The organism is Paenibacillus sp. FSL R10-2734 (genome assembly GCF_037963865.1).
GTDB lineage: Bacteria > Bacillota > Bacilli > Paenibacillales > Paenibacillaceae > Paenibacillus_AQ.
In genome coordinates this window covers 4,331,620-4,358,311 of the sequence record NZ_CP150170.1, presented here as the reverse complement: position 1 = coordinate 4,358,311, position 26,692 = coordinate 4,331,620, and the positions used below count along the sequence as shown (strand labels likewise).

The window sequence follows — 26,692 nt, the reverse complement described above, 5'->3', positions numbered from 1 at the left end:
AGGTGATGGAATGTGGAAACTTAAGAGTTACTTAAGGCCATATTGGGTGTGGTCTGTGTTAGCACCACTTATGATGATGCTCGAAGTGTTTATGGATTTGCTTCAACCTACACTTATGGCGAGCATTGTGGATCATGGGATTATGACAAAAGATTTATCACATATTTATTCGACGGGATTGACCATGCTTGGCGTAGCATTTCTCGGTCTCATTGGTGGGATAGGCTGCACCGTGTTTTCAAGCATCGCCTCTCAAAATTTCGGGAATGATTTACGGATTAACCTGTTTGAACATATTCAGAAATTCTCAAACAAGAATCTGGATCAATTGAAGACGGGCTCGCTAATTACTCGCTTAACAAACGATGTGGTGCAGCTACAAACCTTTGTTCAGATGATTTTGCGGAATATTCGATCTCCATTGCTATTAATCGGTAGTTTGATAATGGCCATACGGATTAGTCCTTCGCTGACCCTCATCCTTGTCGTTGCCGTGCCACTGCTGGTTGTAATATTGTATGGGTTAATTCGACTTTCTTTTCCCCTGTTTGAGAAAATGCAGGTCAAATTAGACGGTGTCAACACAGTATTGCAGGAAAATTTATCGGGTATTCGTGTAGTTAAAGCCTTCGTCCGTGCGAAGCATGAACAGAAGAGGTTTAATACAGCCAACAAGGATTACACAGAGACTGCGATAAAAGCGGTACGGCTAATGTCGTTGAATATGCCGCTCATGATGCTTGTGCTCAATGCCAGTATCGTGGCCGTTCTCTGGTTTGGGGGGCTGCAGAACTGGAACGGCTCGCTGCCAGTCGGTGAGTTGATCGCCTTTATTAACTATATCACCCAATTGTTGATGTCTATGCTCATGTTGAGCAATATGCTAACTTTCTTCTCGCGTGCAAAGGTCTCCGCAGATCGGGAGAATGAAGTGTTTTCCACGATTAGTGAGATTACAGAAATACCCGAAGCTAAAAAAGTTGCCGTATCTAACGGTCGAATTGTATTTGACAACGTATCATTTGCCTATGATCCTACGGATGAGAACCTTGTATTAGATGGCATTAACTTCACTGCTGAGCCAGGTGAGACGGTGGCTATACTTGGAGCCACAGGTGCTGGGAAATCAACCTTGGTCAGTCTTATTCCAAGACTTTACGAAGTATCCTCGGGCTCTATTACGATTGATGGTTCTGACACGCGGCAGATTTCTTTGGAGCATTTGCGTCGTAAGATCGGTTACGTTATGCAGCAGGCTATCCTGTTCAGTGGAACAATCCGAGATAATATCCGATATGGCAGACCTGAGGCAACAGATGAAGAAGTAGAACAAGCAGCAAAAGCTGCTGAAGCGCACCATTTTATTTTAGAGCTACCACAGGGTTATGATACAGTGCTTGGCCAGCGAGGCATCAACTTGTCTGGAGGGCAGAAGCAGCGGCTTTCGATTGCAAGGGCGTTGCTAATTCAGCCTACAATTCTCATCATGGATGACAGTACTAGTGCGCTTGATGCGGCGACAGAGTCACGAATTCGGCAAATGTTAAAAATACGATTACGCAGTAGCACGAATATTTTGATTGCTCAGCGTGTCACATCTGTGATTGACGCGGACCGCATTTTAATTCTAGAAAACGGTCGAATCGCTGTACAAGGTACACATGATGGTCTAATGAGCAGCAGTGAAATTTACCGAGACATCTGGAAATCACAGATGAAGGGAGAGGAGGTTCCTTATGTCAAAGCATGATAACGGCATGAACACTCCTCCTATCACTAGATCAGGCGGATTCGGACCAGGAATAGGACCCGGATCTGGCCCCGGACGCGGCGGCGCTGTGCCAATCGTACGTGCCAAAAATCAAGCGAGCACGCTTAAACGCATCTGGGCTTATTTGAATCGTCAACGGTTCGGGTTAATCATTGTATATGTATTTACAGTGTTGAATGCACTACTTTCTTTGATCGGGCCGTATCTCATCGGTAAAGCGATTGATACAGCGGTAATTCCCCAAGATTATCATGGTCTTATTCGGTTTTGTATACTCCTTATTGGCATTTATGGGTTAGGCAGTGTAGTTGCCTGGGTGCAAGCATACGTCATGACATCTGTTTCGCAGAATACCGTATTTGAGCTGCGTCGTGATCTGTTTAGCAAGTATCAGCAGCTACCCATTAAGTTTTTTGACACACGGGCTAACGGAGAATTGATGAGCCGGGCAACTAACGATATAGAGAGCGTTTCTAGCACACTTAATCAGAGCGTTACCCAATTGTTAAACAGTTTGATTACGCTAAGCGGCTCACTCGTTATTATGTTAATGCTGAACGTTCCGTTAACCGTAGTTTCATTAATCACGATCCCGCTCGTTTTATTGGCTAGTCGTAAAATTATAGGCTTAAGCCGAACTTATTTTCGAAATCAGCAGCGGCATTTAGGTGAACTGGGCGGGTTTATCGAAGAAACCATCAGCGGACAAAGGGTGGTTAAACAATACAGCAGGGAAGAGGCAGAAGTTAACCGATTCCGCACAATCAGTGGAGAGCTGAATAAGGTCAGCATTAAGGCACAGATCGTATCTGGATTAGTTGGGCCAGTAATGAACATGATAAACAACCTTGGATTTGCAATCATTGCCGGGGTTGGTGGCTGGATGGCTTTCCATAACATGGCTACGGTTGGCATAATCGTTAGCTTCCTGACCTATTCCAAACAGTTCGGTAGACCCATTGCTGATCTTGCTAACCAGTACAATTTAATTCAATCTGCAATCGCCGGAGCAGAGCGTGTATTTGAGGTTTTAGAGATGCCGTCCGAATACGGGGATGAAGTAAGTCAGGATCTCCCAAGGTTAAAAGGGGAGGTTGTTTTCCAAGACGTTTCATTTGCTTACAAGCCGGATTCCCCAATTCTGTCTGGCGTTACATTTGAAGCAAAACCTGGAGAGAAAATTGCGCTCGTTGGCCCAACAGGAGCAGGAAAAACAACCATTGTTAACCTGCTGATCCGTTTCTATGATTTGAATGGCGGTACCATACGAATTGATGGTCGCGACATCCGAGAGCTAGATAAAAACGCACTTCGTAGTCAACTAGGGATGGTGCTGCAAGATGCGCATGTATTCTCGGGAACGATTCGTGAGAACATTCGGTTTGGCCGTCTCGATGCGACCGATCAAGAGATTGAGCAAGCGGCGCAGCTAGCTAATGCGGATGCTTTTATCAAAAGATTGCCACATGGTTACGAGACCCTCCTCAATGCAGAAGGCAGTAATCTGAGTCATGGCCAGCGCCAGCTGTTAACGATCGCACGCGCAATTCTAGCTGATCCAGCTATTCTAATTCTGGACGAAGCAACCAGCAGTGTGGATACGCGAACGGAAATGCATATTCAGCAGGCGATGAAGAATTTGATGAAGGGACGTACTAGCTTTGTGATCGCCCATAGGCTTAGTACGATCCAGGATGCTGATCGCATTCTCGTGATCCAGGGTGGAGGAATTGCTGAGCAAGGAAGTCATGAGGAGCTGCTTGCGATGCAAGGTGCCTATTACGAGTTATACAATACTCAGTTCAAACGAGTGATTTAAAGGAACGTCCATCTTGCTGGTAAAAAAACACTGACCATATAGCTTCTAGAAGTAGGTGAAGAGCTCTCTATTGTCATGAGAATGGAACCTCATAGTGTAGAGCTCATTGAGCTGACTCCATTGTTTTGAGAAAATGAGTCATTTTTTATGATCTATCCTAATCATTAATATTGAATCGCTTTCAATTACATTAAAAATGAACCTAAAAGTGTATAATTGACCACCTCACATCTATGGGGTGGTTTATTTTATAATTAAATAATAAACGGATAGCGGAGGGAAACCATATGAATCAGAGAGAGACTATTAAAACTAAAAGCCTTCACACCATTTCTTACGTAAGCAATAAGGGCGGTCCAACCTTAGGTTATTCTCCTGAATCTGGAGTGCAGATTCTCGAGCAGGATGGACTGTTCTTCAAAGATCTGAATCGTAATGGCAAGCTGGATAAATATGAGGACTGGCGGTTGACGCCGCAAGAGCGTGCTGAAGATTTGGCCTCACAGATGACTATTGAACAAATTGCTGGACTCATGCTGTATAGTCGTCATCAATCCATCCCAGCACATAGTAGTAGCTGGTTCTCAGGAACGTATAACGGTAAATCCTATGAGGAGAGCGGAGCCAAGCCATGGGAGCTTACCGATGAACAGCTGGCATTTCTGGCACAGGACCATCTAAGACATATTCTTGTGACGACCGTTGAAAGTCCAGAAATTGCCGCCCTGTGGAACAACCAGGTACAGGCATTTGCAGAAGGAACCGGTCTAGGGATTCCAGCCAACAACAGCTCTGACCCACGCCATGGCTCAGATTCTAGCTCAGAGTTCAATGCTGGAGCTGGTGGGCAAATCTCCATGTGGCCGGAGACGCTTGGCCTTGCGGCAACCTTCGATCCGAAGATCACCTATCGGTATGGGCAAGTTGCCTCGCGTGAGTATCGTGCACTTGGTCTAGGGACGGCGCTGTCGCCGCAAATTGATATAGCTACAGATCCACGATGGTTCCGCTTTAACGGTACATTTGGTGAGGATTCGAAGTTGTCCGCTGACATGGCAAGAGCTTATGTCGACGGCTTCCAGAGCTCGGAAGATGACCGAGAGATTAACGAAGGCTGGGGATTTGACAGTGTGAACGCTATGGTAAAACATTGGCCTGGCGGTGGTTCTGGGGAAGGCGGAAGGGATGCACATTATGCTTGTGGCAAATATGCCGTCTATCCGGGCGGTAACTTTGAAGAGCATCTTATTCCTTTTACAGAAGGTGCTTTCAAACTGGACGGCCCAACCAAGCAGGCTTCAGCAGTCATGCCATATTACACAATTTCTACAGATCAAGATCAGGTGAACGGGGAGAATGTCGGAAACTCATATAATTCCTATCTTATTACCGACCTGCTTCGGGGAAAATACGGTTACGATGGCGTTGTATGCACAGATTGGCTCATTACAGCTGACGAATCGATTAGTAAGGATTCCTTTCTCAGTGGTAAGCCTTGGGGCGTTGAAGGTCTGACCGTCGCAGAACGGCATTACAAGCTCTTGATGGCAGGCGTTGATCAATTCGGCGGTAATAATGAGATGGAGCCCGTGCTTGAAGCCTATCGAATGGGCGTAGCTGAGCATGGAGAGGTGTGGATGCGGAACCGTTTTGAGCGGTCAGCTGTTCGTCTTCTGCTTAATATTTTCCGCTTGGGTCTCTTTGAGAACCCATATTTGAAGCCCGAGGAGAGCGCACAGATTGTTGGGAATCCGGAGTTTATGCAATCAGGCTATGAAGCGCAGCTGAAGTCGATCGTTCTGCTAAAGAACAAAAACCAAGTCTTACCGTTGGCAGCGAATCAAACCGTATATATTCCGAAGCGTTACACTCCAGCAGGAAAGGATTGGTTCGGCAATCCGACGCCGGAAAAAACGGAATACCCGGTGAACCTGGATGTTGTGTCTAAATATTACCATGTGACAGATCAACCGGAAGAGGCAGACTTTGCGCTTGTCTTCATTAGCAGTCCCAATTCAGGAGTAGGCTTTAGCCAGGAAGATTCAGACCAAGGAGGCAACGGCTATGTGCCAATCAGCTTGCAGTATCGACCGTACACTGCGGAACATGCTCGGGAGCAGAGCTTAGCTGGAGATGCGCGTGATAACGATGTACTTAACCGTTCTTATAAAGGAAAAACCGTTGTTACGCATAATGAGAGCGATCTGGATCGTGTCCTGGAAACTCGCAAGCTGATGAAAGACAAACCGGTAATTGTGTCGATGTTGCTGTCCAATCCTTCAGTTGTTGCCGAATTTGAGGGAGAGGCTGATGCTATACTTGCTAACTTTGGTTTGCAGGATCAGGCGCTTATGCAAGTGTTAACAGGTGCAGAGGAGCCTTCCGGATTGCTCCCTGTACAAATGCCATCAGGCATGCAAACGGTAGAAGAGCAACTGGAAGATGTGGCGCATGACATGGAATGTCACGTAGATTCAGAAGGACATGTATATGATTTTGCCTTTGGAATGAATTGGAATGGTGTTATAGAGGATGAAAGAACGAAGAAATACCGTAAATAAGAACCGTTCTATGGAAAAAATTTAAACAAAGCACCGTCTGAAGAATCTATCAGGCGGTGCTTTTTATATCTATCGGTTTCATAATATGGGAGCTATAAATTCCTTTCCAACAACGTCCCAAGCTGCTCAGCCAAGACTTGATGTGTCACAGGCTTCTCATTCTTGAACCACCATTCCACTACCCCTGCATAAGCTGATGCCACAAAACTAATAATAACCTCTTCATTTAATCCGTGGTTTATTCCTTCAGTTACATTTACTTCATGTCTAAATTCATTTTGAAGAAAGGTTAAGAACCGATTCCGGAAATAAGGGGCGCCTTATCAGTAGCTGGTCATAACATTTACCCAGGCGGTACAGTATATTGCGGTACCAAGCATGCTGTTCGTGCTATTTCTGTAGGACTGCGTCAAGAAGAAGCAATGAGTGGTACTAATATCCGTGTTACCAATGTATCGCCAGGGTCTGTTAGTAGCGAATTATTAGAAACGTCCTCAGATCCAGAGTCTAAAGCAGGCTTGAATGATTTTTACAAAGTGGCCATTGATGCCGACAGCATTGCTCGTGCAATTACTTTTGCTATTGAGCAGCCGTCCGATGTAGCTATCAATGAAATGATTATTCGTCCAACAGTGCAAGTAGGATAAAGGGGGACCTATATGGATAGACCCTATATTATTTGCCATATGCTAACTTCATTAGATGGTAAAATCATCGGAGATTTTTTGGAAGAAGAGCGGGCAGCCTATTTTATTGACGAATACGAAAGAATTCATGATCGTTACGGATGTAGAGCGTGGATATGTGGCAGGATTACCATGGAGGAAAACTTCACGTTAGGCCATTCATTAGAATTAACGCAAAAGCACACCCCGAGCATTCCGAGGACAGACTTTATCGCTAAAAAAGATGCTGCAACATATGTGGTAGCCGTAGACCCTTCTGGAAAATTAGGATGGACCAAAAACTACATCTCAGAAGGAAGTAATAATAGAACAGAGGATCATATCATTGAAGTACTTACGGAGCAGGTATCTGATGCTTATCTAACTCATCTGAAGAATTTAGGAATATCATATATTTTCGGTGGAAAAGAAAGCTTGAATTTCACTCTAGTTGTGAATAAGTTGAAACAATTTTTTTCAATCGATGAATAATGCTAGAGGGTGGGGGCGTCTTGAATGGCTCCTTTCTGAATGAAGACTTAATTGATGAATTGAGCCTGGTGTTAGTTCCATTTGCAGATGGAGCCTCTGATTCCGTGACTTTATTTGAAAATAAGGCTTCTTTAAAAAATAAGCAAAGCGCAAACTTCTCATTAAAAAGTGTAGATAAGCTTAACGACGATGGGCTATGGATGAAGTATGTGACAAAACGCGATTAAAGCTAATTTTTTGATAAAAGCGTGGTGCGAAAATTGCATCACGCTTTTTTTGAATAAAAAATACCGTAGTTCTAAGCATTCAACCCTGCCAGATGCAAAGTCTGCTTCAGTCGATCAACATCCACATAGATATCTTCGAGCCCCGGGAAACGAATAGCAGGATCTGGCCAGCCTTGACCATACATCATGTAATAATCGAGGGCGTTATGGTTGCTGATCATCCAATATGTTGGAACGACATGCCGATCATGAAAAATTTCAATCACTTGTGTTCCGCTTTGACAAAAAGCCAAATTGGCGAGTCCAGCGCCATGCGCTCCCAAGATTACCTTTGCCGAAGCGAATAACTGGATTTGCTGCGCAACCGTCCAATCCTCTAGGTAAATGGGTTGAATGTTGTATTCCTCAAGACAACGGATAACTACCTCTTCATTGACCAAGCGCCGGGTGCTGGCTTTGTTTCGCGAAATATAAATACGCTCAGGAGTGATAAGTGTTGATTCTCTATGCGGTAAAAAAAATCTACGCAGCGTATCTGTGGCCCATGCGGGGTAGTGAGAATTCATCATCAAAGAGGGTACAAGCAGCTGATCGGCTTCAAAATAAGCTTCTGGATTTGCTCGGATCACTGATGCTTCTGATATGCCGAGCATCGCCCATGTTTGTTCCACAAATGGTCCATATGGATTTGGATTCATGATGATAGTGGAAAAAGGAATTCTACTACTTTTGAGCATCGCCAGCCTAGGGAGCACATCATACATCCAGTGAAAATAGTTATGGCTTCCGCAAAACGTCAACACGGCCGCGGTCCCTTCTATATGTTGAAGTTTCGGATTATTCCACTGGTGGAACACGGGGTGCTCTTCTGCTAGTAGCATTCTATTTTGCACGGCGTCATATTCCTGTGACACATCAAAGATCAGCTTCCTATCCGGAGATAGAACAGCACCAGATTCTCCCCATACCCTCCCACTCGAGATAGTGGCTACGTATCCACCAAACGGCTGTAAACTATAAGGCGTCAATGCAGGATGGATGATCGTTTCAATACTTTTAGGAGCTGTGAACATGGCCACCCGACCGAAATCAAACGGAACGACATGTCCAGCATCACGAATAGTTCCACTATGTCTCCATTCTGTTGCAAGTTCCAAGATGCTCCGGTAATATCCATGGGGAGGTCCCCCGTTCACAGTAAAACCCATCGTTTCACCCCTTTTGACTAAGTAGAACTCCACAAATATCATCAAACTATTCTATGGAGCAGTGCATTTACGGACACAACTCCTTCTGAAAAGGGCGAGTGAACAGAGCTTAAAGCGGTTAGTTTTATAAATATCTTGACTTGGAGTGAACTCCAAGTGAAATAATAACAGATAGCAGGAAATGAACAGAACAACCTATTGAAGAGAGGGGGAATTATAAAATGGACTATGTGAAACTTGGCAATACCGGCCTAGATGTTTCCAGGCTATGTCTAGGTTGTATGAGCTTCGGGGTAGCCGAACGTTGGATCCATCAGTGGGTGCTTGATGAAGAGCAGAGTCGGCTTATTATAAAAAAGGCGCTTGAGCTCGGAATTAATTTTTTTGATACTGCAAATGTGTATTCGGATGGAACAAGTGAGGAAATTCTCGGACGAGCTCTAAAGGATTATGCTAATCGAGATGAAATTGTCCTCGCGACAAAGGTCTATAATCGTATGCATGAAGGCCCCAATGGTGCTGGGCTCTCCCGAAAAGCAATTATGAGTGAAATCGATAAGAGTCTTAAAAGGTTGGGAACAGATTATGTGGATTTGTACCAGATCCATCGCTGGGATTATCACACACCTATCGAAGAAACAATGGAAACTCTTCATGATGTTGTTAAAGCGGGTAAAGCAAGATACATTGGCGCTTCAGCTATGTATGCTTGGCAATTTCAGAAAGCTTTATATGTAGCGGAGAAAAATGGTTGGACTCGGTTTGTATCCATGCAGAATCACCTCAACCTTATCTATCGTGAAGAAGAGCGCGAGATGTTGCCACTGTGTAAGGAAGAAAAAATCGGTGTTATTCCATATAGTCCACTGGCCTCAGGAAGATTAACTCGCGACTGGGCAGTAACAACACATCGTTCCGAAACCGATCAGATCCAAAAATCAAAATATGATGGGACTGCGGATGCGGATCGTTTAGTCGTGGAGAGGGTGGCTGCTATCGCCGAAAAACATGATGTTCCGCGGATTCATATCGCCCTTGCATGGTTGCTTCAGAAAGAACCAGTTACTGCTCCTATCATTGGAGCTACAAAAATATCACATCTCGAAGATGCTGTAGGAGCGCTGTCCATTACGTTAACGCCTCAAGAAATTGCTTTCTTAGAAGAACCTTATACACCGCACCCAATCATTGGTTTTAATTAATACCGATTACCGGAGGATGACGAAAGTATGACCATTACAGAAGTAAGTGAACAATTCAATCTGACACCGGATACGCTCCGCTATTATGAACGCATCGGAATTATCCCACGTGTGAATCGCAATAAAAGCGGAAACAGAGACTATACGGAAGAAGACTGCAGGTGGATTGAGCATATCAAATGTATGCGAGGTATTGGACTTCCCGTTGAAATATTGATTAAGTATGTTGAGTTGTATAGACAGGGAGATACGGCTGATCATGCTAGAGTAGAACTCCTGATTGAGCAGCGGAAGCAACTCTTATCTAGAATGGAAGAGATGAATAGAGTATTGGAACGAATGGATGAAAAAATTGAACGATTGAGTAACCAATAAGTCCTCTTTTGAGGGCTTATTGTTGTATTTAGAAGGTGTTCCTTTATGTCTTTTTTCGATACGCCTTGGGAGACATCCCGTAGGTTTTGGTGAATTGTCGAGTGAAATAATTGCTATCGCTAAACCCGCTTTCATGTGAGATTTGAATAATACTGAAGTCAGAATGCTTCAACAAACTGCAAGCCCGTTCCAGACGCAAACGATGGAGATAGGAGATAGGCGTCGTCTGATAGTAAGCGCGAAAGATCCGGTTCAGGTGTCTTACCGATATACCTGAGTGTTTGGCGATTTGATCCAGCGACAACGCCTCAAGATAATGGTCTTCCATAAAAGAGAGCGCGTTCGCTAAATGGATCAGATGATTGTCCTGACTCCCTTTATCCTGTTTCTCATAATGCCTTGATAAATAGACAACCAGTTCCATGAACCTTGAGACGAGCAGAGTCTGATATCCCTGAAGCCTGTTACTATATTCTTCAATCATGTCGGCAATGAGGGAAGAGACGTACTCCAGCATAGGAATCGGCAAGCTTAGTTTACTAGTGTAGGCGTATTTATAACGATATAACGGTTCCAACACAAATAGTGCCTGATAGCCGTTGGATGTCCGCAGATCCGACCCAGCCGTCGATAGCATTTCAGGCTTGTACATAATATTGCAGATCCTAAAATCATGAGGATCTTTAAAAGCATGCGGAGTTGAACCATTAATCACAAAGACATTCCCCTTCTTGATGAATGATTCTTCCGTATTAACGATATGTGTAGCTGTACCACTTAAGACAATTACGAGCTCTGAAAAGTCCGCATGTCTGTGAAGGTCAGTATCATTGTCATGAAAGCCGTATTGAATAAAGAATGGAAACTTCTGATCCGATGTAAACCAGTCCAAATAAAATTCGCTCAATTACTCAACCTCCAAAAGCATGAATAGGTGAATGTCTATATCATGCTATTTTACGACCGAATAATCAAGGTTTATCGTTTAGCTAGTAGCGTATAATTCATGACATAGATGCAATTGTTCATAAAAGGAGAATGCTTCAATGAAATATAACAATCCGATAATACCAGGTTTTTACCCAGATCCAAGCATATGCAGGGTAGGTGAAGATTATTATTTGGTCAACAGTTCATTTGCTTACACTCCGGGAATACCCATTTGGCATAGTAAAGATTTAGTCCATTGGAAGCAGATCGGATATTGCTTAACACGTGAAGCCCAGCTTCAATTTGATGAATCAGTCGTGTCTGGTGGGGTGTGGGCACCAACCATTCGTCATCATGACGGTAGATTCTACATGGTGACTACGAATCAGGATAGCGGTGGGCACTTCTACGTTTGGACGGATGATCCAGCAGGTGAATGGTCGGATCCCATTTATGTGGATCAAGAGGGGATTGATCCATCCTTGTTTTTTGACGATGGAAAAGTTTATTTTACAAGCACTGGCACCAAGCAAGGCATGGGAATCTACCAATGTGAGATTGATATTGAAACAGGCCTTAAGTTGAGCGATTCTCGCTTGATATGGACAGGCAGCGGCGGTAAATTTCCCGAAGGACCACATCTTTATAAAGTTAATGGCTATTATTATTTAATGTGTGCAGAAGGCGGGACAGAATATGGACATATGGAGACTATAGCAAGAAGTAAGTCACCCTATGGGCCATATGAAGCTTCTCCACACAATCCCATTTTGACTCACCGGAGTTCAGATTATCCTATACAAGCTACTGGACATGGCGATCTAGTAGAAACACAGGATGGTAGCTGGTGGGCCGTATTTCTGGGGATTCGACCGGTAGGATATCCTTACCGTCATCATCTGGGCAGAGAGACGTTCCTTGCTCCAGTCCAGTGGACGGATGATGGATGGCCGATGATTGGGGATAACGGTGTTGTAGGACTAGAAATGGAAGCTGGTACACTTCCATCAGTTCCTTGGGAAGAAGAGACAGCAATCGATAACTTCGATGAATCTGCTCTAAGAATGAACTGGAATTTTATTCGCAATCCTAAAAAGGTAGAGTGGTCTTTGCAGGAACGGGCAGGTTGGTTAGCATTGCGTGGGTCGGATGTGAGATTGAGTGAAAAGGGAACGCCAGCGTTTATTGGTACCAGACAGCAGCACTTCGATTGTGAAATCTCCACTAAACTGGAGTTTAACCCTCTAGAAGATGACGAAGCGGGTCTTGTTGTTTTTATGGATCAGAAATATCACTACGCGATCGGACTGACCCAGGTAGAAGGTAGAAATGTTATCTCGCTGCGAAGACAAGTGGGAAGTATAAGTGACATCAAACATTCAGCACCATTCGAAGGCACAGTCGTAGAGTTTAGAATTCAAGCATTGCCGGAGAAATATTCGTTTTCATATCGAGGTGCAGATCAGGTATGGCATTTATTGGGTGAATCGGAGACGCACTTGATTTCTACGGAAGTGGCAGGTGGTTTTACTGGTGTTTTCTTCGGGATGTATAACTTTTCTACCCATCGAACAACCGCTTATTTTGATAGAATAGTTTTGCAAACCCGTGACTTTAGTCGTGAGTTAGAAAACTTCGGACAAGGCGTGTTATAGACACTTTAATTGTACGACACATGTTGAAATATCTAAGCGATTAAACTACCGATATGACATAATTTCATTACAAAATTACAACTACATATGTTACGATATATCTAGAGGAGATAAGATTGTCAGAAGTAAAGTTTGGTCGAGGATATGTTTACTCTATCCAGTATCATATTGTATGGTGTGTAAAGTATCGTCACAAGGTGATTCAGGGCAAATTGGATGTAAGACTAAAAGAAATATTGAGTCAAATTGCATTAGATAATAACTTCATTCTCAGCGAGATGAAAAGTGATGAAGACCACGTACAACTGCTGATTGAGTGCTCTCCACAACATTCTATACCGAGCATGATCAAAGCACTTAAAGGTGTATCTGCCAGACTGCTATTCAAAGAATTTCCTGATCTTAAAGAGAAGCTATGGGAGGGAAATCTGTGGAACCGCTCATACTTCATTGCTACCGTTAGCGAAAATACGGAATCGCAAATACGAGAGTACATCCGAAATCAGAAAGTGAAGTGAAGCCATGCTGACGCATAAAGCGTACAAGTTCCGCATTTATCCAAACGCAGAACAACAGCTGCTGATCCATAAAACGATTGGCTGTAGTCGGTTTGTGTTCAATCACTTTCTGAACAGATGGAATGAAGCCTATAAAGATACAGGAAAAGGGTTGTCGTATGGGAAATGCTCTGCTGAACTTACATTACTCAAACGAACGAAGGAATGGCTACAAGAGCCTGATAAATTTGCACTTCAAAACGCACTGCGGCATCTTACTGATGCTTACAGTCGATTCTACCAGAAGCAAAACGATGCCCCTAAATTCAAGAGCAAAAAGAATCCTCTTCAGTCGTATCAAACCCACTTCACAAACAACAACATCGCTATTGTCGGTCACAAGATCAAGCTTCCTAAGCTTGGATGTGTTCCATTCGCAAAGTCTAGAGAAATAAAAGGACGAATTCTGAGTGCTACCCTTAGGCGGAATCCAGCAGGTAAGTATTTCGTGTCTATACTTGCGGAGGTAGATGTGCAGCCTTTGCCAAAGACGGATTCATCCGTCGGGATCGATATGGGTCTAAAAAACTTTGCGATCCTCTCAAACGGCGAAGTATTTCGAAATCCTAAGTTTTTTCGGACATTGGAAGAGAAGCTTGCCAAGGCGCAGCGTATACTCACAAGAAGAACGAAAGGAAGTTCCAATTGGAACAAACAGCGCATCAAAGTTGCCAAAATACACGAGCATATGACCAATGCAAGGGCTGACTATTTACATAAGGTCTCAACGCATATTGTCAAAAACCACGACATCATTGCAATTGAGGACTTGCAAGTGAAGAGGATGCTCCAATATGGCAAATTAGCGAAAGCGATCAGTGAAGTATCCTGGTCGCAATTCAGAACGATGCTGGAGTACAAAGCAGAGTGGTACGAGAAGCAAGTCGTCGCAGTAGGTAAGACGTTTGCATCAAGCCAACGATGTTCGTGCTGCGGGTACAAGAACAAAGACGTTAAGAACCTCAACTTGCGCGAATGGGTATGTCCAGAATGCCATACTACACACGATAGAGATGACAATGCCAGCAAAAATATTCTGAACGAAGGACTAAGACTTCTGTCTGAATAACGTCAGATGGATAACCGCAGGAACTGCGGGGATAGCCTAATCCATTAGAAGTCTGTAGACTTCTGTACTTAGGAATCTCGTCACTTTAGTGATGAGAGGTTCAATGTTTTCACTATCAAAAGTAATAGATTAATAGTTCGTCCATGTTCATTCATGAGCCCAACATCAAACCGAAAGTCCTGATAATATTATCAGGGCTTTTTTCATATCTAATGATTAAGACCCCTATGGGAGAATATCATTTAGGAAGCTAAGGGGATACTTAGTCAATGGAAGTGAGTAATCACTCAATTTTCATTGACTCTTGATTTCTTGAGATGTATACTCGAGTGAGTAATCACTCACTTATAACTATAGACTCTAAAAAGGAGTAAAAAAATGACACATGATTTATTCGACTCACTAATTGCTGCTCAAAAGACAAAAACAGAAAAACAACAAAAAATAATTGAAATAGCTATTAGGTTGTTCGCTGAAAAAGGTTTTGCGAATACATCCACGGCTGAGATCGCTAAAATAGCAAAAGTATCGGAAGGTACAATCTTTAAACATTACGGAACAAAAGATAAGCTTCTGCTCTCAATTATCCTTCCATTTGTTCAAGATTCTTTACCATCTATGACAAATGAAGTTTTTAGTGAAGTCTTAACAGAGGATACGAAGACGTTCGAGCAATTTTTAAGGGGATTTCTAAAGAATAGAATTGAATTTTTTAAGAGGAATAAAGAGATATTTCGAGTGTTTGTGAAGGAAGTCATATATAAAGATGAGCTTAAAAATGAAATTGCACCACATTTCATCAAAAATATCTCTCTGCTTATTAATCGTGCAGTAGAAGAATTTAAGCACCGTGGGGAGTTAGTGGATAAACCTACGGATCAGGTATTGATTTATTTAACGACTGTATTTGGAGGCTTTTTCGTATCTCGATTTGTATTGTTTGAGAACTATTCAATAAGTGAAGAAGAAGTGGAGAATCTTGTTCAATTCGTAATGAATGGAATAAGAAATCCTCGAACTGAATCCTTATCCTAATATTTCATTTGGCAGAAAGGAGCATTTATATGGCAGTATTGGAGATTGATCATTTAACAAAAGATTATGGTCATAATCGTGGTGTGTTCGATGTCACATTCAAAGTTGAGAAAGGCGAAGTTTACGGTTTTTTAGGACCGAACGGAGCTGGGAAAACGACAACGATTCGTCATATCATGGGATTTTCTCGTCCTCAGATGGGATACACCTTAGTAAATGGAATGAATAGCTGGGAGAGTGCTAGTGATATTCAAAAGAATTTAGGATATCTTCCCGGCGAAATTGCATTGCCTGAATCGCTTACGGGTATGCAGTTTATTAAGATGATGGCTGATTTACGTGGCATCAATGATATGACTCATACTAATTATTTGCTTTCAAAATTCGAGCTTGATCCGGCAGGTAGTTTAAAACGTATGTCGTTAGGGATGAAGCGGAAACTCGCTATTGTAACAGCTTTTATGCATAATCCAGCCGTCCTAATTCTTGATGAGCCTACAAGTGGTCTTGATCCTATCATGCAAAATGTATTTATTGAATTTATCAAAGAGGAAAAAGAAAAAGGGAAAACGATTTTACTATCGAGCCATATCTTTAATGAGATAGATGCTACCTGTGACAAAATATCAATTATCAAAGATGGCCGATTAATTTCAACCTTTATTGCCGATGAGCTTCGTCATAATGAGAGCAAATCCTTTGAATTTGAATTCAACTCCAAAGAAGAGTTTGAACGTTTTAGTCTAGAGGTTCAGTCGCTAAACAACATTGAAGTTACTTCTCTAAAAGCGAATAAAAAACAAGCGGAAGTACGATTGAATGATAATGATATCAACCTGTTCATTAGCGCAATATCTGAGTATGATTTGAAGTTTTTCTCAGAGATCAAGTTCACGCTTGAAGATTACTTTATGAAGTTTTATGACCGAAACTCTAATCCAGAGGGAGGTGCCAACCCTAATGCCATTAATAGAAATTAATAATTTGACAAAAGATTATGGCCAACATCAAGGGGTTTTTAACATCAACCTTTCCATTGAAAAAGGTGAGGTATTTGGTTTTGTCGGCACGAATGGTGCAGGTAAAACCACGGTGATTCGTCACTTGATGGGCTTCTTAAAAGCACAAAGTGGGAGTGTAAAAATAAATGGAATGGACTGCTGGAAGGACTCAGCTGAGATTAAGAAAATGATAGGTTATACGCCTGGAGAGATCGCTTTTCCCGATGCACCAACTGGAACGGAATTCCTCAAACAACAGGCTGAGCTATTAGGGCTCAAAGACATGAGCTATGCGAATACAATTATAGAGAAACTTCAACTAGATCCAACCGCTAACTTGAAAAGAATGTCCAAGGGAATGAAACAAAAGACTGCTATTGTCGCTACCTTAATGGCTGATCCTGATATTTTAATTCTGGATGAACCCACAACGGGACTTGACCCTCTGATGAGAGCTGAATTTGTAGATATATTAAACGAAGAAAAAAAGAAGGGCAAAACGATATTTATGTCGAGTCATATGTTTGAAGAAGTTGAACATACCTGTGACAAGGTTGCACTTATTAAAGACGGTAAGATTATTGCTGTGAAATCAACCCGTGAGGTTAAGCACAATGAAGAGAAGACTTACAAGATTGAGTTTACCTCGCATGAGGACTACCAACGCTTTTTAACAGAACCATTTGATTGTGCAGAACAACGCGAAAATCAAAATCAAGTCATTGTAAATATACATGATCGGCAGATCAATACACTCTTCAAGGTGCTTAAAGAGTATGAGATCAAGTTTATCACTGAAAACAAGTACACCCTTGAAAAATACTTCAGAAGTCTATACTAAGGAGGAGAAATTCATGTTTAATAAAACGATCTTTAAACAAACATTGAAAGCCAATTTTAAGTTGTGGCTAATCTTCACGTTAATCATGAGCGTATTTAGTGGCGTACTCATTGCCGTGTTCGATCCAAAGACGCTATCCAGTATGTCAGATATGGTGAAGGACACACCACTTGCGAATATGCTAGGTTCAACTACATTTCTTGGCATGCTCGCATCGACTTTTTATTCAATGCAGGGTGTTATTCTACCTTTGATCTTTGTAATTATGACCGCTAATAGTCTTGTCGCATCGCAGGTGGATAGAGGGTCCATGGCTTACTTGCTATCAACGCCTATAAAAAGAAGCACAGTGGTCAGAACGCAAGCCATCTATTTAGTATCATCGCTTGTTGCAATGTTTACGATTTTATCCATCGTAGGGGTAGTAGCTGTTCAGGCTTTCCAGAACGATATTGATTTTAAAATTACGGATTTAATTATGCTTAATGTAGGTTTATTTCTCTTAATGTTTGCAACCAGCAGTATTTCTTTCTTATTTTCTTGTATATTCAATTTATCGAAAAACTCACTCGCTTTTGGTGCTGGTATCCCCCTTGCTTTCTTTCTCTTTGAACTTATGGGGAAGGTAGATAGCAGTCTGGAGGGATTTAAGTACTTCTCACTGAATACATTATTTGATACGGATGCAATCATAAACAACGGTGATTATTGGATTCAATTTACTCTTCTTGGTGTTGTAGGTATTGTACTTTATATGATTGGCATACGTGTTTTTAAGGAAAAGGATTTGCCTCTATAACGATAGGAATTAAGCCATTTACTTAAATAAATTAGGTAGATGGCTATTTTTTATTAACAGCAGGAAATATCTTCTTGTCTACTTTTTATTAAAATATTGGTATGGTAAAGGGATACCAATGAATAAGAGGTGATGAGTTGTAATGATTAAGAAATACTGCTTGTTCTGTGACGAGATGGTTTCGATTACATCGGATGGCGATTACGATAAATATTTAGGCTGTAATTGTTCTCCTGACGGGTTCTATAACTTATTGAGCGACAGCTATGAGCCTATTAATTCTCTCCCGCATCAAAAGAAACGCGACATGTTTCATATCGTATCGGCTTATATACGGGAGCTGACAGATGCTGGAGAGAAGGTCAGTATATCGGCTGACGATTTAGAGTCCATAGTAAATTCCCCGAAAATTCCAGTGACGATTGAAGATAAAGGAAACCGTTTACTGCAATATTTATACAGACATTCTGAAGCCCCTGGGGAATCCGTTGTTATACAACCACTCTCCAGTAGCTATAATCTGACGTATTCGCCTAATCTGCAAGAACTGGTATATATCATAGATAAGCTGATTAACGAGCAGTTTATGATCAGGGAAGGCATGACCTTTAAGCTGACGGATGAGGGATGGAATGAAGCTGCGGCAATCGCAGGAGGCAAAAAATTAAAGCCCTGTATCGTTCTAATGTCGGATGCGGAGGATTTGCTCACGGAGTGGGTGGAAAAGCTGCTGCCTAAAATCGAGCAGTTTGGGTATATACCACGTTTGCTAAGGCATACGACAACGCAAAACCGCGAACCGTATTCCTTGGAGCTTATAGAGGAGAGCAAGCTGATTATCGCTGATTTAACCGGCCAACCCCCTGAAGTGTATTTTACAGCTGGATATGCGCTCGGATTGAACATTCCAGTGATTTGGACTGTGAACAGCAGCGATGCCAATAACCTTTTTGTACAAGTTAAAAATATCCGTCCGATCGTTTGGGATACAGCCGAAGAGCTGGCTGTTTTACTCCAGCAGAAATTGAGTTTATAAAATCCTAAATGAACACAACACAGAAGAGGCCGCGAATTTCGCGGCTTCTTTTTTTTCACTTTGAAAGTTATTGTCTCAAATCAAGGATATTACGAAATCTTGTTTCTATTATGGAGGACTGAGCCGAGACCTACAAATAACCATGCAATAATACTGCTGAACAAAAACAGGAAGCCAAGCGGAATTAAGAAAAAGGCCGGCTCATACAACATACCATCAGCTCCCACGCTTGAACCCACCATACGTGAGATCATTAAACTAATGATTCCTAACAGAAGGGGGGCAGAGGCTATTAGATATTTTTTTTTCATAAGACATTCTCCTTACTTTCATCATAATGTTCTAATCGGTTTCATGAACGTTTCATCTTTCTTTTATAACCCTATAATACACAATTAAAAACTATAAATCAACAATTATATATCGTAAAACGATATATGATTGTTATTTCTCAAATGAAATTATCGAGGGAGAAGGGAATGCTGAAAAATGAGGACTTGACCATAAATACTGGTGAGGACTATTATTTGGGTTAAACAAATTTAAGTAAGTCTTATGCTTTATTTGTACAGAAGGTCCTCCATGTCGAATGTGTTAAATACTACCGGATAAAAAGAAAACGGTTACAGCGCATACTTCGATAATATGAAAGGGCGGCATTCTGATCATTTTCAAGGCTTTTAAAATTTGTTCAGTCTGTGAATGATTACAATAGTAGGTTGAAAAACTGCAAGGGGGCAGAAATGAAACCAATATTCAAGATTATGATTGTGGATGACGAGATGCTGGTTAGACAAGGGATCAAGCACCTTTTGGATTGGGAACAAGAAGGGTATCGAATCGTCGGCGAGGCTTCTAACGGTCTTGAAGCACTAAATATGATGGACGAGGTCAGTCCTCATATTATTATTACAGATATCGTAATGCCTGTAATGGGCGGGGAGAAGCTAGTTCAGATCGTGAAGGAGAAGTACCCTCACATTGAAGTAATCGTCTTAAGCAGTTTCAGTGAATATGATTACGTCCGTTCTACATTTCAAAGTGGTGTAGCGGACTATATCCTGAAGCCGAAGCTGGAAGCCGATTATCTGTTGTCCATCCTAAATAAAAGTACGGCTAAAATGGCAGGGATGAAGATGACTGATCCAGATACGGATCCTGAGGAAAAGCAGCTTTTGCATGTCATCGAGAAGCTCATGACAGGATATGAGTCAGTGCTGGAACCCACATTGCTACAATCGAAGTTTCCTCATAGACAATTCGCGTTTTTCGGAGTGGATATGAAGCATATTAAAGATTCTGGTGACAGGTTAACTTTCGCCAATGAATTAGAAAGAGAGATCGGTAAGTTCGCTTTGGACGATGTAGTGTTTATTCGGCTAAAGTTTGTTAACGATTCGGTTATTTATTTGCTTAACGCTAATCCGGAGCAATGGGACGAGCTTGTGATTGAGCTCCGCTATCTGATCTCGGAAATAGCTCATCGTGTGAGAGAAGCGCATTTCATTATCAGTCAGAGCTTCGCGGATTTTAACAGGCTTGGTGAGATTTATCGTGACAATTACTTGAAGCTTACACGATACAGTTTCTACTTGCCGGAACGAAGTCTGATTGAAAATGATCATTTGCCAGGCCTTCCGGGACCGTATCAGGAAATTGATATGGGAGAATTAATGGATCAGTTGAGACGAAAGCAATACCAGAAGGCATTTACAGGGTTTCTGGAATATGTACATCTGCGTTCAATGGATTATCGTATCGATATATTCGAATTCAAATCACTATTAGGGAACTTTATATTTAACGTAGCAACCACGCTTGGAAAAATGAAGTGTGAGATCGGAGGGCTGGAGGAGGCCAAATACGACTATTTTCGAAAAATAGATGAAGCGCTTTATGCAGGTGATGCTATAGGTGTTGCTGAAGCATTCATTCGTGAAGTTGAGCGCTCTATAGGCGAGACGAATCCATCAGTTAACCCAAATATGACGAAGCTGCTCGAATATATTCAGAATCATTATGCAGATCCGATCACACTGACTGGGGTAGCTAGGCAGTTCCATTTCAATGCTTCTTATCTATCGAGCTATTTCACTGCACATAATGGCGAAGGGTTTAGTGAATACCTGAACAAAGTCCGGTTGGAAAAGGCTATGGAGCTACTCGAGACAACAGAAAAATCAATTTCCGATATAAGCGCGAGCGTAGGTTATTCAGATCAGAGTTATTTCACAAAAGTATTTAAAAAGCAGACCGGCATTTCTCCGAGCCGGTACCGGAGACGGGACGTAGAGCAGACATGATTGGAATTATCATTAACAATATTAGAAAGCAGGGCTTATTCCTCAAGCTGTTTCTCGTGACCCTCATTAGCATCGTAACCGTATCACTCCTGACGCTGGCTATTACGATTAGTATGTCAGAGAAATTATTTTTACAGACCTTCAGCATAACAAACGGCAAATTACTTAACCAGATGAAGACAAATTTAGAATCTTACAATAACATCATTGCTACTGGCGCTACTATGATGGCTCAGAATGAAGCTATCCGAAACTATTTATCTAGCGGAGAGAAGGATGCAGTAAATCTCGCCATCAGAACATATCACATGACAGAAGGCATGCGGGCAATCCGCTCTAACCTCAGCGCCTTTGATGTAGGAATCATGATTGTGGGTGTGAATGGCAGGAGTTATTCAACAGATCCTTGGTATTGGGCCATTTCTGCAGATGAACTTATGGCTCACCCGATTACGAAGGAGACAGTTGCCCATCCTGATCAAATCCTGTACCAACTCGATCTAAGAGATAATAAAGCGAATGTAAAAGAGCCTATGCTGGTGGCTTCCAAAGCTTTATTTGATCATTCGAGCGGTAGAATTTATGGCACCATGTACGTGGCCATTCGTGATCGAGATTTCAAGCCCTTTTACGCTAACTTTACGAGCGAAGGTAATGACGTTGTATTGCTGAATAAGAAGGGATTAATTGTATCCAGCAACAAGACAGAGATGATTGGGCTACTTGATAAGCAACTGCTGGAAGAAGTAGGGGGTGGAAGTAAAGATGGCAAGTCTACCTATGTTATGGGGAATGAACGAATTGTGTTCTCGGAATACTTGCCTGAATTTAATTTTTATTTGGTGAACCTAATCGATAAGAACGCTGTGACCGGACAGATGGTGAATGCCAAAGCGGTGTCATTAACAATCATGGCTATCGTTGCAATTTCGCTCATTATTGTATTTTTAATTACCCGAAAAATGACGAAGTCCCTGCGTGTACTTGTTAAACAGATGTCGAGTATTCCTACGGGAGGGTTCGATAATCATGTTATTGTCGAGAAAAGCAGCTATGAAGTCAAGGAGCTAGGGAACGCCTTTAATTTTATGCTAGATTCGCTACATGATTATGTTGTCCGGTTGATGGAGACTCAGAAGCAGCAGCGTAACGCGGAGCTGGCCGCACTCCAAATGCAGATTAATCCACATTTTTTATACAATACGCTGGCATCAATCAAATTTCTGGTTCAGCAGGGGAACAAGGAAAAAGCTGCTGGAACGATAAATTCGCTAATCTCACTCCTGCAAAATACAGTAAGCGATGTTCATTCTACCATTCCTGTTAGTCAAGAATTGGAGTCGCTGAAGCATTATGTGTATATCAATCACGTGAGGTACGGTGATAAGATCCGTGTGAATTACTTTGTGGAGCCTGAGAGCTTGGAGTATCATATGCCGAAGCTAATTCTTCAACCTTTTATCGAAAATTCGTTCTTTCATGCATTTAACGTTAAAGATGAGGGAAGGATACTAATCATGATAGCCGTACATGAAGATCAACTAGTATGCGAAGTTGTAGATAATGGTGACGGGATGGATCTTAACTCAAACTGGATAGAGGTGGAGGAGCTTCCTGCGTCGAAACACAAACGCCAATTGTTCTCCGGAATCGGTATACGAAATGTGGATGATAGAATCAAATTATTATACGGAGAGAATTACGGAATAAACATTACAAGCAAACGGAGTGAAGGTACGAATATTAAAATTACGCTCCCATTGTTAAAAAACTAAATAATTTACAAAAAACTAAAGATTGTACCAGAGTTGATATCAGAATCAAATCAGTACCCAATAATAACACCAAAGCTAACAAATATACTGCCAAAGAAAGCGAATACAAAATGCTAAGATGGAGGCGTAGCAGGGAGAACGCTTCCATCTTTATTATTTTACAGATTAACGAGGGGGTTTACGTAGTGAAAAAATTATTATCCGTAATGCTGGCTAGTGTGGTTCTTTTGTCGGCATGTTCCACAGGTGGAACGAAAAATGAACCGAGCAACTCTGGTAACTCCGGAGCTGAAGGTAGTACCCAAGCAAAAGAGATTACAGTTTGGGCTTGGGACCCGGCGTTTAACATTGCCGCTATGAATGTTGCCAAAGATGCTTATTCGAAAGTCAATAAGGACGTTACGATAAACGTCGTAGAGAATGCGCAGGCTGATATCGTACAAAAGTTGAATACGGGGCTAAACTCTGGTTCCACAAAAGGATTGCCTAACATCGTACTCATTGAGGATTACCGTGCACAGAGCTTCTTGCAAGCGTATCCGGATTCCTTTTATGAATTGACGGACCTCGTAAAAGCAGATAGTTTTGCAGATTATAAAATTGGTCCAACCAGTGTTGACGGCAAGCAATATGGTGTTCCGTTTGATTCTGGTGTAACAGGAATGTACGTACGGACAGACTATCTCGAACAAGCCGGCTATAGCTTGGATGCACTACAGGATATCGACTGGAAGCAATATATCGAGATCGGTAAAGCTGTAAAAGCGAAAACTGGTAAAAGTATGCTCACGCTTGATCCGAATGACCTTGGACAAATCCGAGTGATGATCCAATCGGCAGGTGCGTGGTATACAGGAAAAGACGGTCAGACTCCGACGATAGCAGATAACGCTGCATTGAAAGAGGCACTCGTAATGTACAAAGAAATGATGGATTCCGGCATTGTGAAAGTAATCTCGGACTGGAGCCAATTTGTAGGTGCGTTCAATAGTGGTGAAGTGGCTTCCGTACCGACAGGTAACTGGATAACTGCTTCGATTAAAGCCGAAGCCTCCCAATCCGGTAAGTGGGCCGTAGCACCACTTCCTAAGCTAGCAACAGAAGGCTCCGTTCACGCATCCAACCTTGGTGGTAGCTCATGGTATGTAATGAATGTAGATGGTAAAGAAGCAGCTGCGGAATTCCTTGCTAAGACATTTGCTTCTGACGCTGAACTGTATCAGACACTGAATACTAAAGTGGGTGTCATCGGTACCTTGAAAGCAGCTGCAAGCGGAGAAGCTTACTCAGCTACGGATGAATTCTTCAAAGGCCAAAAGGTCGTATCAGACTTTGCAGCATGGACTGAGCAAATTCCTAATGTTAACTACGGTATGAACACTTACGCGATAGAGGACATTATGGTTGTAGCGATGCAAGCTTATCTAGGTGGTAAAGATGTGGATACTGTGCTGAAAGATGCACAGAAGCAAGCGGATACTCAAATTCGCTAATCGCACTTAGGCTGTATGAACTATGCCCTTGCTCCTTCTTCTCCTGTAATTGGATTTCTACAGAAGGATAGGTAGCAGGGGCTTTCATCTCTAATATATAAGACAGAAGGGTGCGGAGTGGAGTGGGAACTATAAAGACAGGGCTAAGCCCGGAAAAAATAAAGAGCTCTAAAGGTCAAAGGCAGATTCATCTGACGGGATGGTTATTCGTCCTTGTGCCGGTCATCATGATCAGTGTGTTCTATTTTTATCCAATGATTCAAGCTTTAATTCTATCCTTCAAGACGGGTAGAGGAAGCAATCTACAGTTTACCGGACTAGATAATTATATTCGATTGTTTAGCGATACTACTTTCCTTACAGCCGTTAAAAACACATTTATTTACTTAATTATTCAAGTCCCAGTCATGCTGGTGCTGGCGCTCTTTATCGCGGTGCTGCTTAATGATGAAAGGCTGAAATTTAAGGGGTTTTTCAGAACAGCCATATTTCTTCCAACGGTAACGTCACTTGTAGCGTACTCCGTTGTGTTTAAGTACATGTTTGGAGCCGAAGGTATCATTAATAAATTCCTGGTGAATCTCCATCTAATCAGCGAACCCATTCAATGGATTACTGACCCTTTCTGGGCCAAAGTTACGATCATCATTGCCATCACATGGCGCTTTACTGGCTATAATATGATTTTCTATTTGTCATCCCTGCAAAATGTCGACAAATCTATTTATGAAGCTGCTCATATAGATGGCGCAAGCGCAGTTACGCAATTTTTCAAAATTACAATTCCTCTATTGAAGCCGATTATCTTGTTTACGACGATAACATCGACCATTGGAACACTTCAGTTGTTTGACGAAGTGGTTAACATCACGAAAGGTGGACCCGGCAATGCAACCATGTCGATTTCCCAATATATTTATAACCTTTCCTTTGAATACACTCCTGACTTTGGATACGCTGCAACCGTCTCCTATTCCATTGTTGTAATGGTGCTCATACTGACGCTCATTCAGAACAAAGTAGGAGGCGACAAGAGATAATGAAAACTAAACGCATGTTTACTTACCTGTTCCTAGTTCTAGCAGCGCTGATCTCTATTTTTCCGTTTATCTGGATGGTTATTAGTGCCACGAATCAGTCGGTTGATGTAACTAAAGGGACATTGCTACCCGGTACGCATCTCTTTAAGAATATAGATAACTTATTTAGTTCCGTAGATATGTGGCAAGCCCTTTGGAACTCCGCAAAAATCTCTGTTGTGACTACTGTGCTTTCATTGCTGGTAGCATCAGCGGCTGGATATGGCTTTGAAATGTACCGCAGTCGGAGTAAAGATATCGTATTTAATATTTTGCTTGCCTCAATGATGATTCCATTTGCGGCAATTATGGTTCCTTTGTTTCAAATGTTCGCAAAAGTATCAAGCGTTGTACCGTTTCTTGGTATCGATACAGCAGCGGCAGTCATTCTGCCAACATTCACAACAGCATTTCTGATTTTCTTTTTCCGTCAAAGCACAAAAATGTTTCCTAAGGATATGATGGAGGCCGGTCGCATCGATGGCTTGTCTGAGTTTGGTTTGTTCTTCCGCATTTATATGCCGACGATGAAATCCACTTACGCTGCTGCCGCGATTATCACATTCCTAAACAGCTGGAACAATTATCTATGGCCGCTGATCGTATTGCAGTCCCAAGAAAATATGACCGTGCCACTTCTAATCTCGAATCTTGGATCGGGTTATGCTCCTGACTATGGTCTGATTATGTCCGCAATCGTCATTACGACTCTGCCGACGGCACTAGTATTCTTCATGATGCAAAAGCAATTTGTGGCCGGGATGACGGGCTCAGTAAAATAAGGTAGCGAACATTTTTA

23 protein-coding genes and 2 pseudogenes are annotated in these 26,692 nt (G+C 42.1%); 21 read left to right on the top strand and 4 right to left on the bottom strand.

The genetic code is table 11. The annotated features are described in order from the left end of the window. The first annotated feature begins 10 nt into the window (after positions 1-10). The 3 genes from NSS67_RS18880 (at position 11) to NSS67_RS18870 (ending at position 6,151) form a co-directional block, all read left to right on the top strand. A complete protein-coding gene (locus NSS67_RS18880) occupies positions 11-1,750 on the top strand; it encodes an ABC transporter ATP-binding protein (protein WP_339315126.1) in 1,740 nt (579 codons plus the stop codon). Further along, positions 1,737-3,590, top strand: coding sequence for an ABC transporter ATP-binding protein (locus NSS67_RS18875; RefSeq protein ID WP_339315125.1), 1,854 nt, complete (start codon positions 1,737-1,739; stop codon positions 3,588-3,590). The genes NSS67_RS18880 and NSS67_RS18875 overlap by 14 nt, the downstream gene beginning before the upstream one ends. Before the next feature lie 287 nt (positions 3,591-3,877). Then, positions 3,878-6,151 carry a glycoside hydrolase family 3 N-terminal domain-containing protein gene (locus NSS67_RS18870; RefSeq protein ID WP_339315124.1) on the top strand — a complete coding sequence of 758 codons (2,274 nt, stop codon included), beginning with the start codon at positions 3,878-3,880 and terminating at the stop codon, positions 6,149-6,151. A 92-nt stretch (positions 6,152-6,243) separates the two neighbouring features. Here NSS67_RS18870 and NSS67_RS18865 read toward each other — a convergent pair. Next, positions 6,244-6,456 (bottom strand): annotated as a pseudogene (locus tag NSS67_RS18865) (TetR-like C-terminal domain-containing protein); the annotation flags it as partial. An 18-nt stretch (positions 6,457-6,474) separates the two neighbouring features. Here NSS67_RS18865 and NSS67_RS18860 point away from each other — a divergent pair. From NSS67_RS18860 to NSS67_RS18850, 3 genes and pseudogenes are all read left to right on the top strand, one after another. Continuing rightward, positions 6,475-6,798 (top strand): annotated as a pseudogene (locus tag NSS67_RS18860) (SDR family NAD(P)-dependent oxidoreductase); the annotation flags it as partial. 12 nt (positions 6,799-6,810) lie between these two features. Further along, positions 6,811-7,308, top strand: coding sequence for a hypothetical protein (locus NSS67_RS18855; protein WP_339315123.1), 498 nt, complete (start codon positions 6,811-6,813; stop codon positions 7,306-7,308). Positions 7,309-7,328: 20 nt separating this feature from the next. After that, complete coding sequence (locus NSS67_RS18850) at positions 7,329-7,535, top strand: hypothetical protein (RefSeq protein WP_339315122.1); 207 nt, start codon at positions 7,329-7,331, stop codon at positions 7,533-7,535. A 71-nt stretch (positions 7,536-7,606) separates the two neighbouring features. Here NSS67_RS18850 and NSS67_RS18845 read toward each other — a convergent pair whose 3' ends face one another. Continuing rightward, positions 7,607-8,743, bottom strand: coding sequence for a glycosyltransferase 61 family protein (locus tag NSS67_RS18845; RefSeq protein WP_339315121.1), 1,137 nt, complete (start codon positions 8,741-8,743; stop codon positions 7,607-7,609). A 221-nt stretch (positions 8,744-8,964) separates the two neighbouring features. Between NSS67_RS18845 and NSS67_RS18840 the strand changes: the two genes are divergently transcribed. Next, on the top strand, positions 8,965-9,945 hold the full coding sequence (locus NSS67_RS18840; RefSeq protein ID WP_339315120.1) for an aldo/keto reductase: 981 nt from the start codon (positions 8,965-8,967) through the stop codon (positions 9,943-9,945). Positions 9,946-9,972: 27 nt separating this feature from the next. Next, a complete protein-coding gene (locus NSS67_RS18835) occupies positions 9,973-10,320 on the top strand; it encodes a MerR family transcriptional regulator (protein WP_339315119.1) in 348 nt (115 codons plus the stop codon). A gap of 43 nt (positions 10,321-10,363) precedes the next feature. Here NSS67_RS18835 and NSS67_RS18830 read toward each other — a convergent pair whose 3' ends face one another. Continuing rightward, complete coding sequence (locus NSS67_RS18830; protein ID WP_339315118.1) at positions 10,364-11,227, bottom strand: helix-turn-helix domain-containing protein; 864 nt, start codon at positions 11,225-11,227, stop codon at positions 10,364-10,366. Positions 11,228-11,366: 139 nt separating this feature from the next. Between NSS67_RS18830 and NSS67_RS18825 the strand changes: the two genes are divergently transcribed. The 8 genes from NSS67_RS18825 to NSS67_RS18790 all read left to right on the top strand — a co-directional run bounded on the left by NSS67_RS18825 (position 11,367) and on the right by NSS67_RS18790 (position 19,243). Next, complete coding sequence (locus NSS67_RS18825) at positions 11,367-12,905, top strand: glycoside hydrolase family 43 protein (protein WP_339315117.1); 1,539 nt, start codon at positions 11,367-11,369, stop codon at positions 12,903-12,905. Positions 12,906-13,021: 116 nt separating this feature from the next. Beyond that, complete coding sequence (gene tnpA / locus NSS67_RS18820; RefSeq protein ID WP_339315116.1) at positions 13,022-13,423, top strand: IS200/IS605 family transposase; 402 nt, start codon at positions 13,022-13,024, stop codon at positions 13,421-13,423. Positions 13,424-13,427: 4 nt separating this feature from the next. Beyond that, complete coding sequence (gene tnpB / locus NSS67_RS18815) at positions 13,428-14,531, top strand: IS200/IS605 family element RNA-guided endonuclease TnpB (RefSeq protein WP_339315115.1); 1,104 nt, start codon at positions 13,428-13,430, stop codon at positions 14,529-14,531. Between the two features lie 378 nt (positions 14,532-14,909). After that, positions 14,910-15,566 (top strand): TetR/AcrR family transcriptional regulator, encoded by a 657-nt coding sequence (locus tag NSS67_RS18810; RefSeq protein ID WP_339315114.1) that lies wholly within the window; start codon positions 14,910-14,912, stop codon positions 15,564-15,566. Positions 15,567-15,595: 29 nt separating this feature from the next. Beyond that, positions 15,596-16,546, top strand: coding sequence for an ABC transporter ATP-binding protein (locus tag NSS67_RS18805; protein WP_339315113.1), 951 nt, complete (start codon positions 15,596-15,598; stop codon positions 16,544-16,546). Continuing rightward, the gene (locus NSS67_RS18800; RefSeq protein ID WP_339315112.1) at positions 16,527-17,408 is read left to right on the top strand and encodes an ATP-binding cassette domain-containing protein; all 882 of its coding nucleotides are present in this window, start codon (positions 16,527-16,529) and stop codon (positions 17,406-17,408) included. Before NSS67_RS18805 ends, NSS67_RS18800 begins: the two co-directional genes overlap by 20 nt. Before the next feature lie 13 nt (positions 17,409-17,421). Then, entirely contained in the window at positions 17,422-18,207 is a 786-nt protein-coding gene (locus NSS67_RS18795) for an ABC-2 transporter permease (RefSeq protein ID WP_339315111.1), read from the top strand. A gap of 142 nt (positions 18,208-18,349) precedes the next feature. Beyond that, positions 18,350-19,243, top strand: coding sequence for a hypothetical protein (locus NSS67_RS18790; protein WP_339315110.1), 894 nt, complete (start codon positions 18,350-18,352; stop codon positions 19,241-19,243). Between the two features lie 89 nt (positions 19,244-19,332). On the opposite strand, the gene NSS67_RS18785 is transcribed toward NSS67_RS18790, so the two are convergent. Next, entirely contained in the window at positions 19,333-19,554 is a 222-nt protein-coding gene (locus NSS67_RS18785) for a DUF3955 domain-containing protein (RefSeq protein ID WP_339315109.1), read from the bottom strand. Positions 19,555-19,986: 432 nt separating this feature from the next. Between NSS67_RS18785 and NSS67_RS18780 the strand changes: the two genes are divergently transcribed. The 5 genes from NSS67_RS18780 to NSS67_RS18760 all read left to right on the top strand — a co-directional run bounded on the left by NSS67_RS18780 (position 19,987) and on the right by NSS67_RS18760 (position 26,675). Beyond that, positions 19,987-21,546, top strand: coding sequence for a response regulator transcription factor (locus NSS67_RS18780; protein ID WP_339315108.1), 1,560 nt, complete (start codon positions 19,987-19,989; stop codon positions 21,544-21,546). Further along, positions 21,543-23,321: a sensor histidine kinase gene (locus NSS67_RS18775; RefSeq protein WP_339315107.1), complete on the top strand. Its 1,779-nt coding sequence runs from the start codon at positions 21,543-21,545 to the stop codon at positions 23,319-23,321. Before NSS67_RS18780 ends, NSS67_RS18775 begins: the two co-directional genes overlap by 4 nt. 185 nt (positions 23,322-23,506) lie before the next feature. After that, on the top strand, positions 23,507-24,814 hold the full coding sequence (locus tag NSS67_RS18770) for an extracellular solute-binding protein (RefSeq protein WP_339315106.1): 1,308 nt from the start codon (positions 23,507-23,509) through the stop codon (positions 24,812-24,814). Positions 24,815-25,041: 227 nt separating this feature from the next. Then, a complete protein-coding gene (locus NSS67_RS18765; protein WP_339320635.1) occupies positions 25,042-25,854 on the top strand; it encodes a sugar ABC transporter permease in 813 nt (270 codons plus the stop codon). Continuing rightward, positions 25,854-26,675 carry a carbohydrate ABC transporter permease gene (locus NSS67_RS18760; RefSeq protein WP_339315105.1) on the top strand — a complete coding sequence of 274 codons (822 nt, stop codon included), beginning with the start codon at positions 25,854-25,856 and terminating at the stop codon, positions 26,673-26,675. Before NSS67_RS18765 ends, NSS67_RS18760 begins: the two co-directional genes overlap by 1 nt. Positions 26,676-26,692 lie beyond the last annotated feature (17 nt).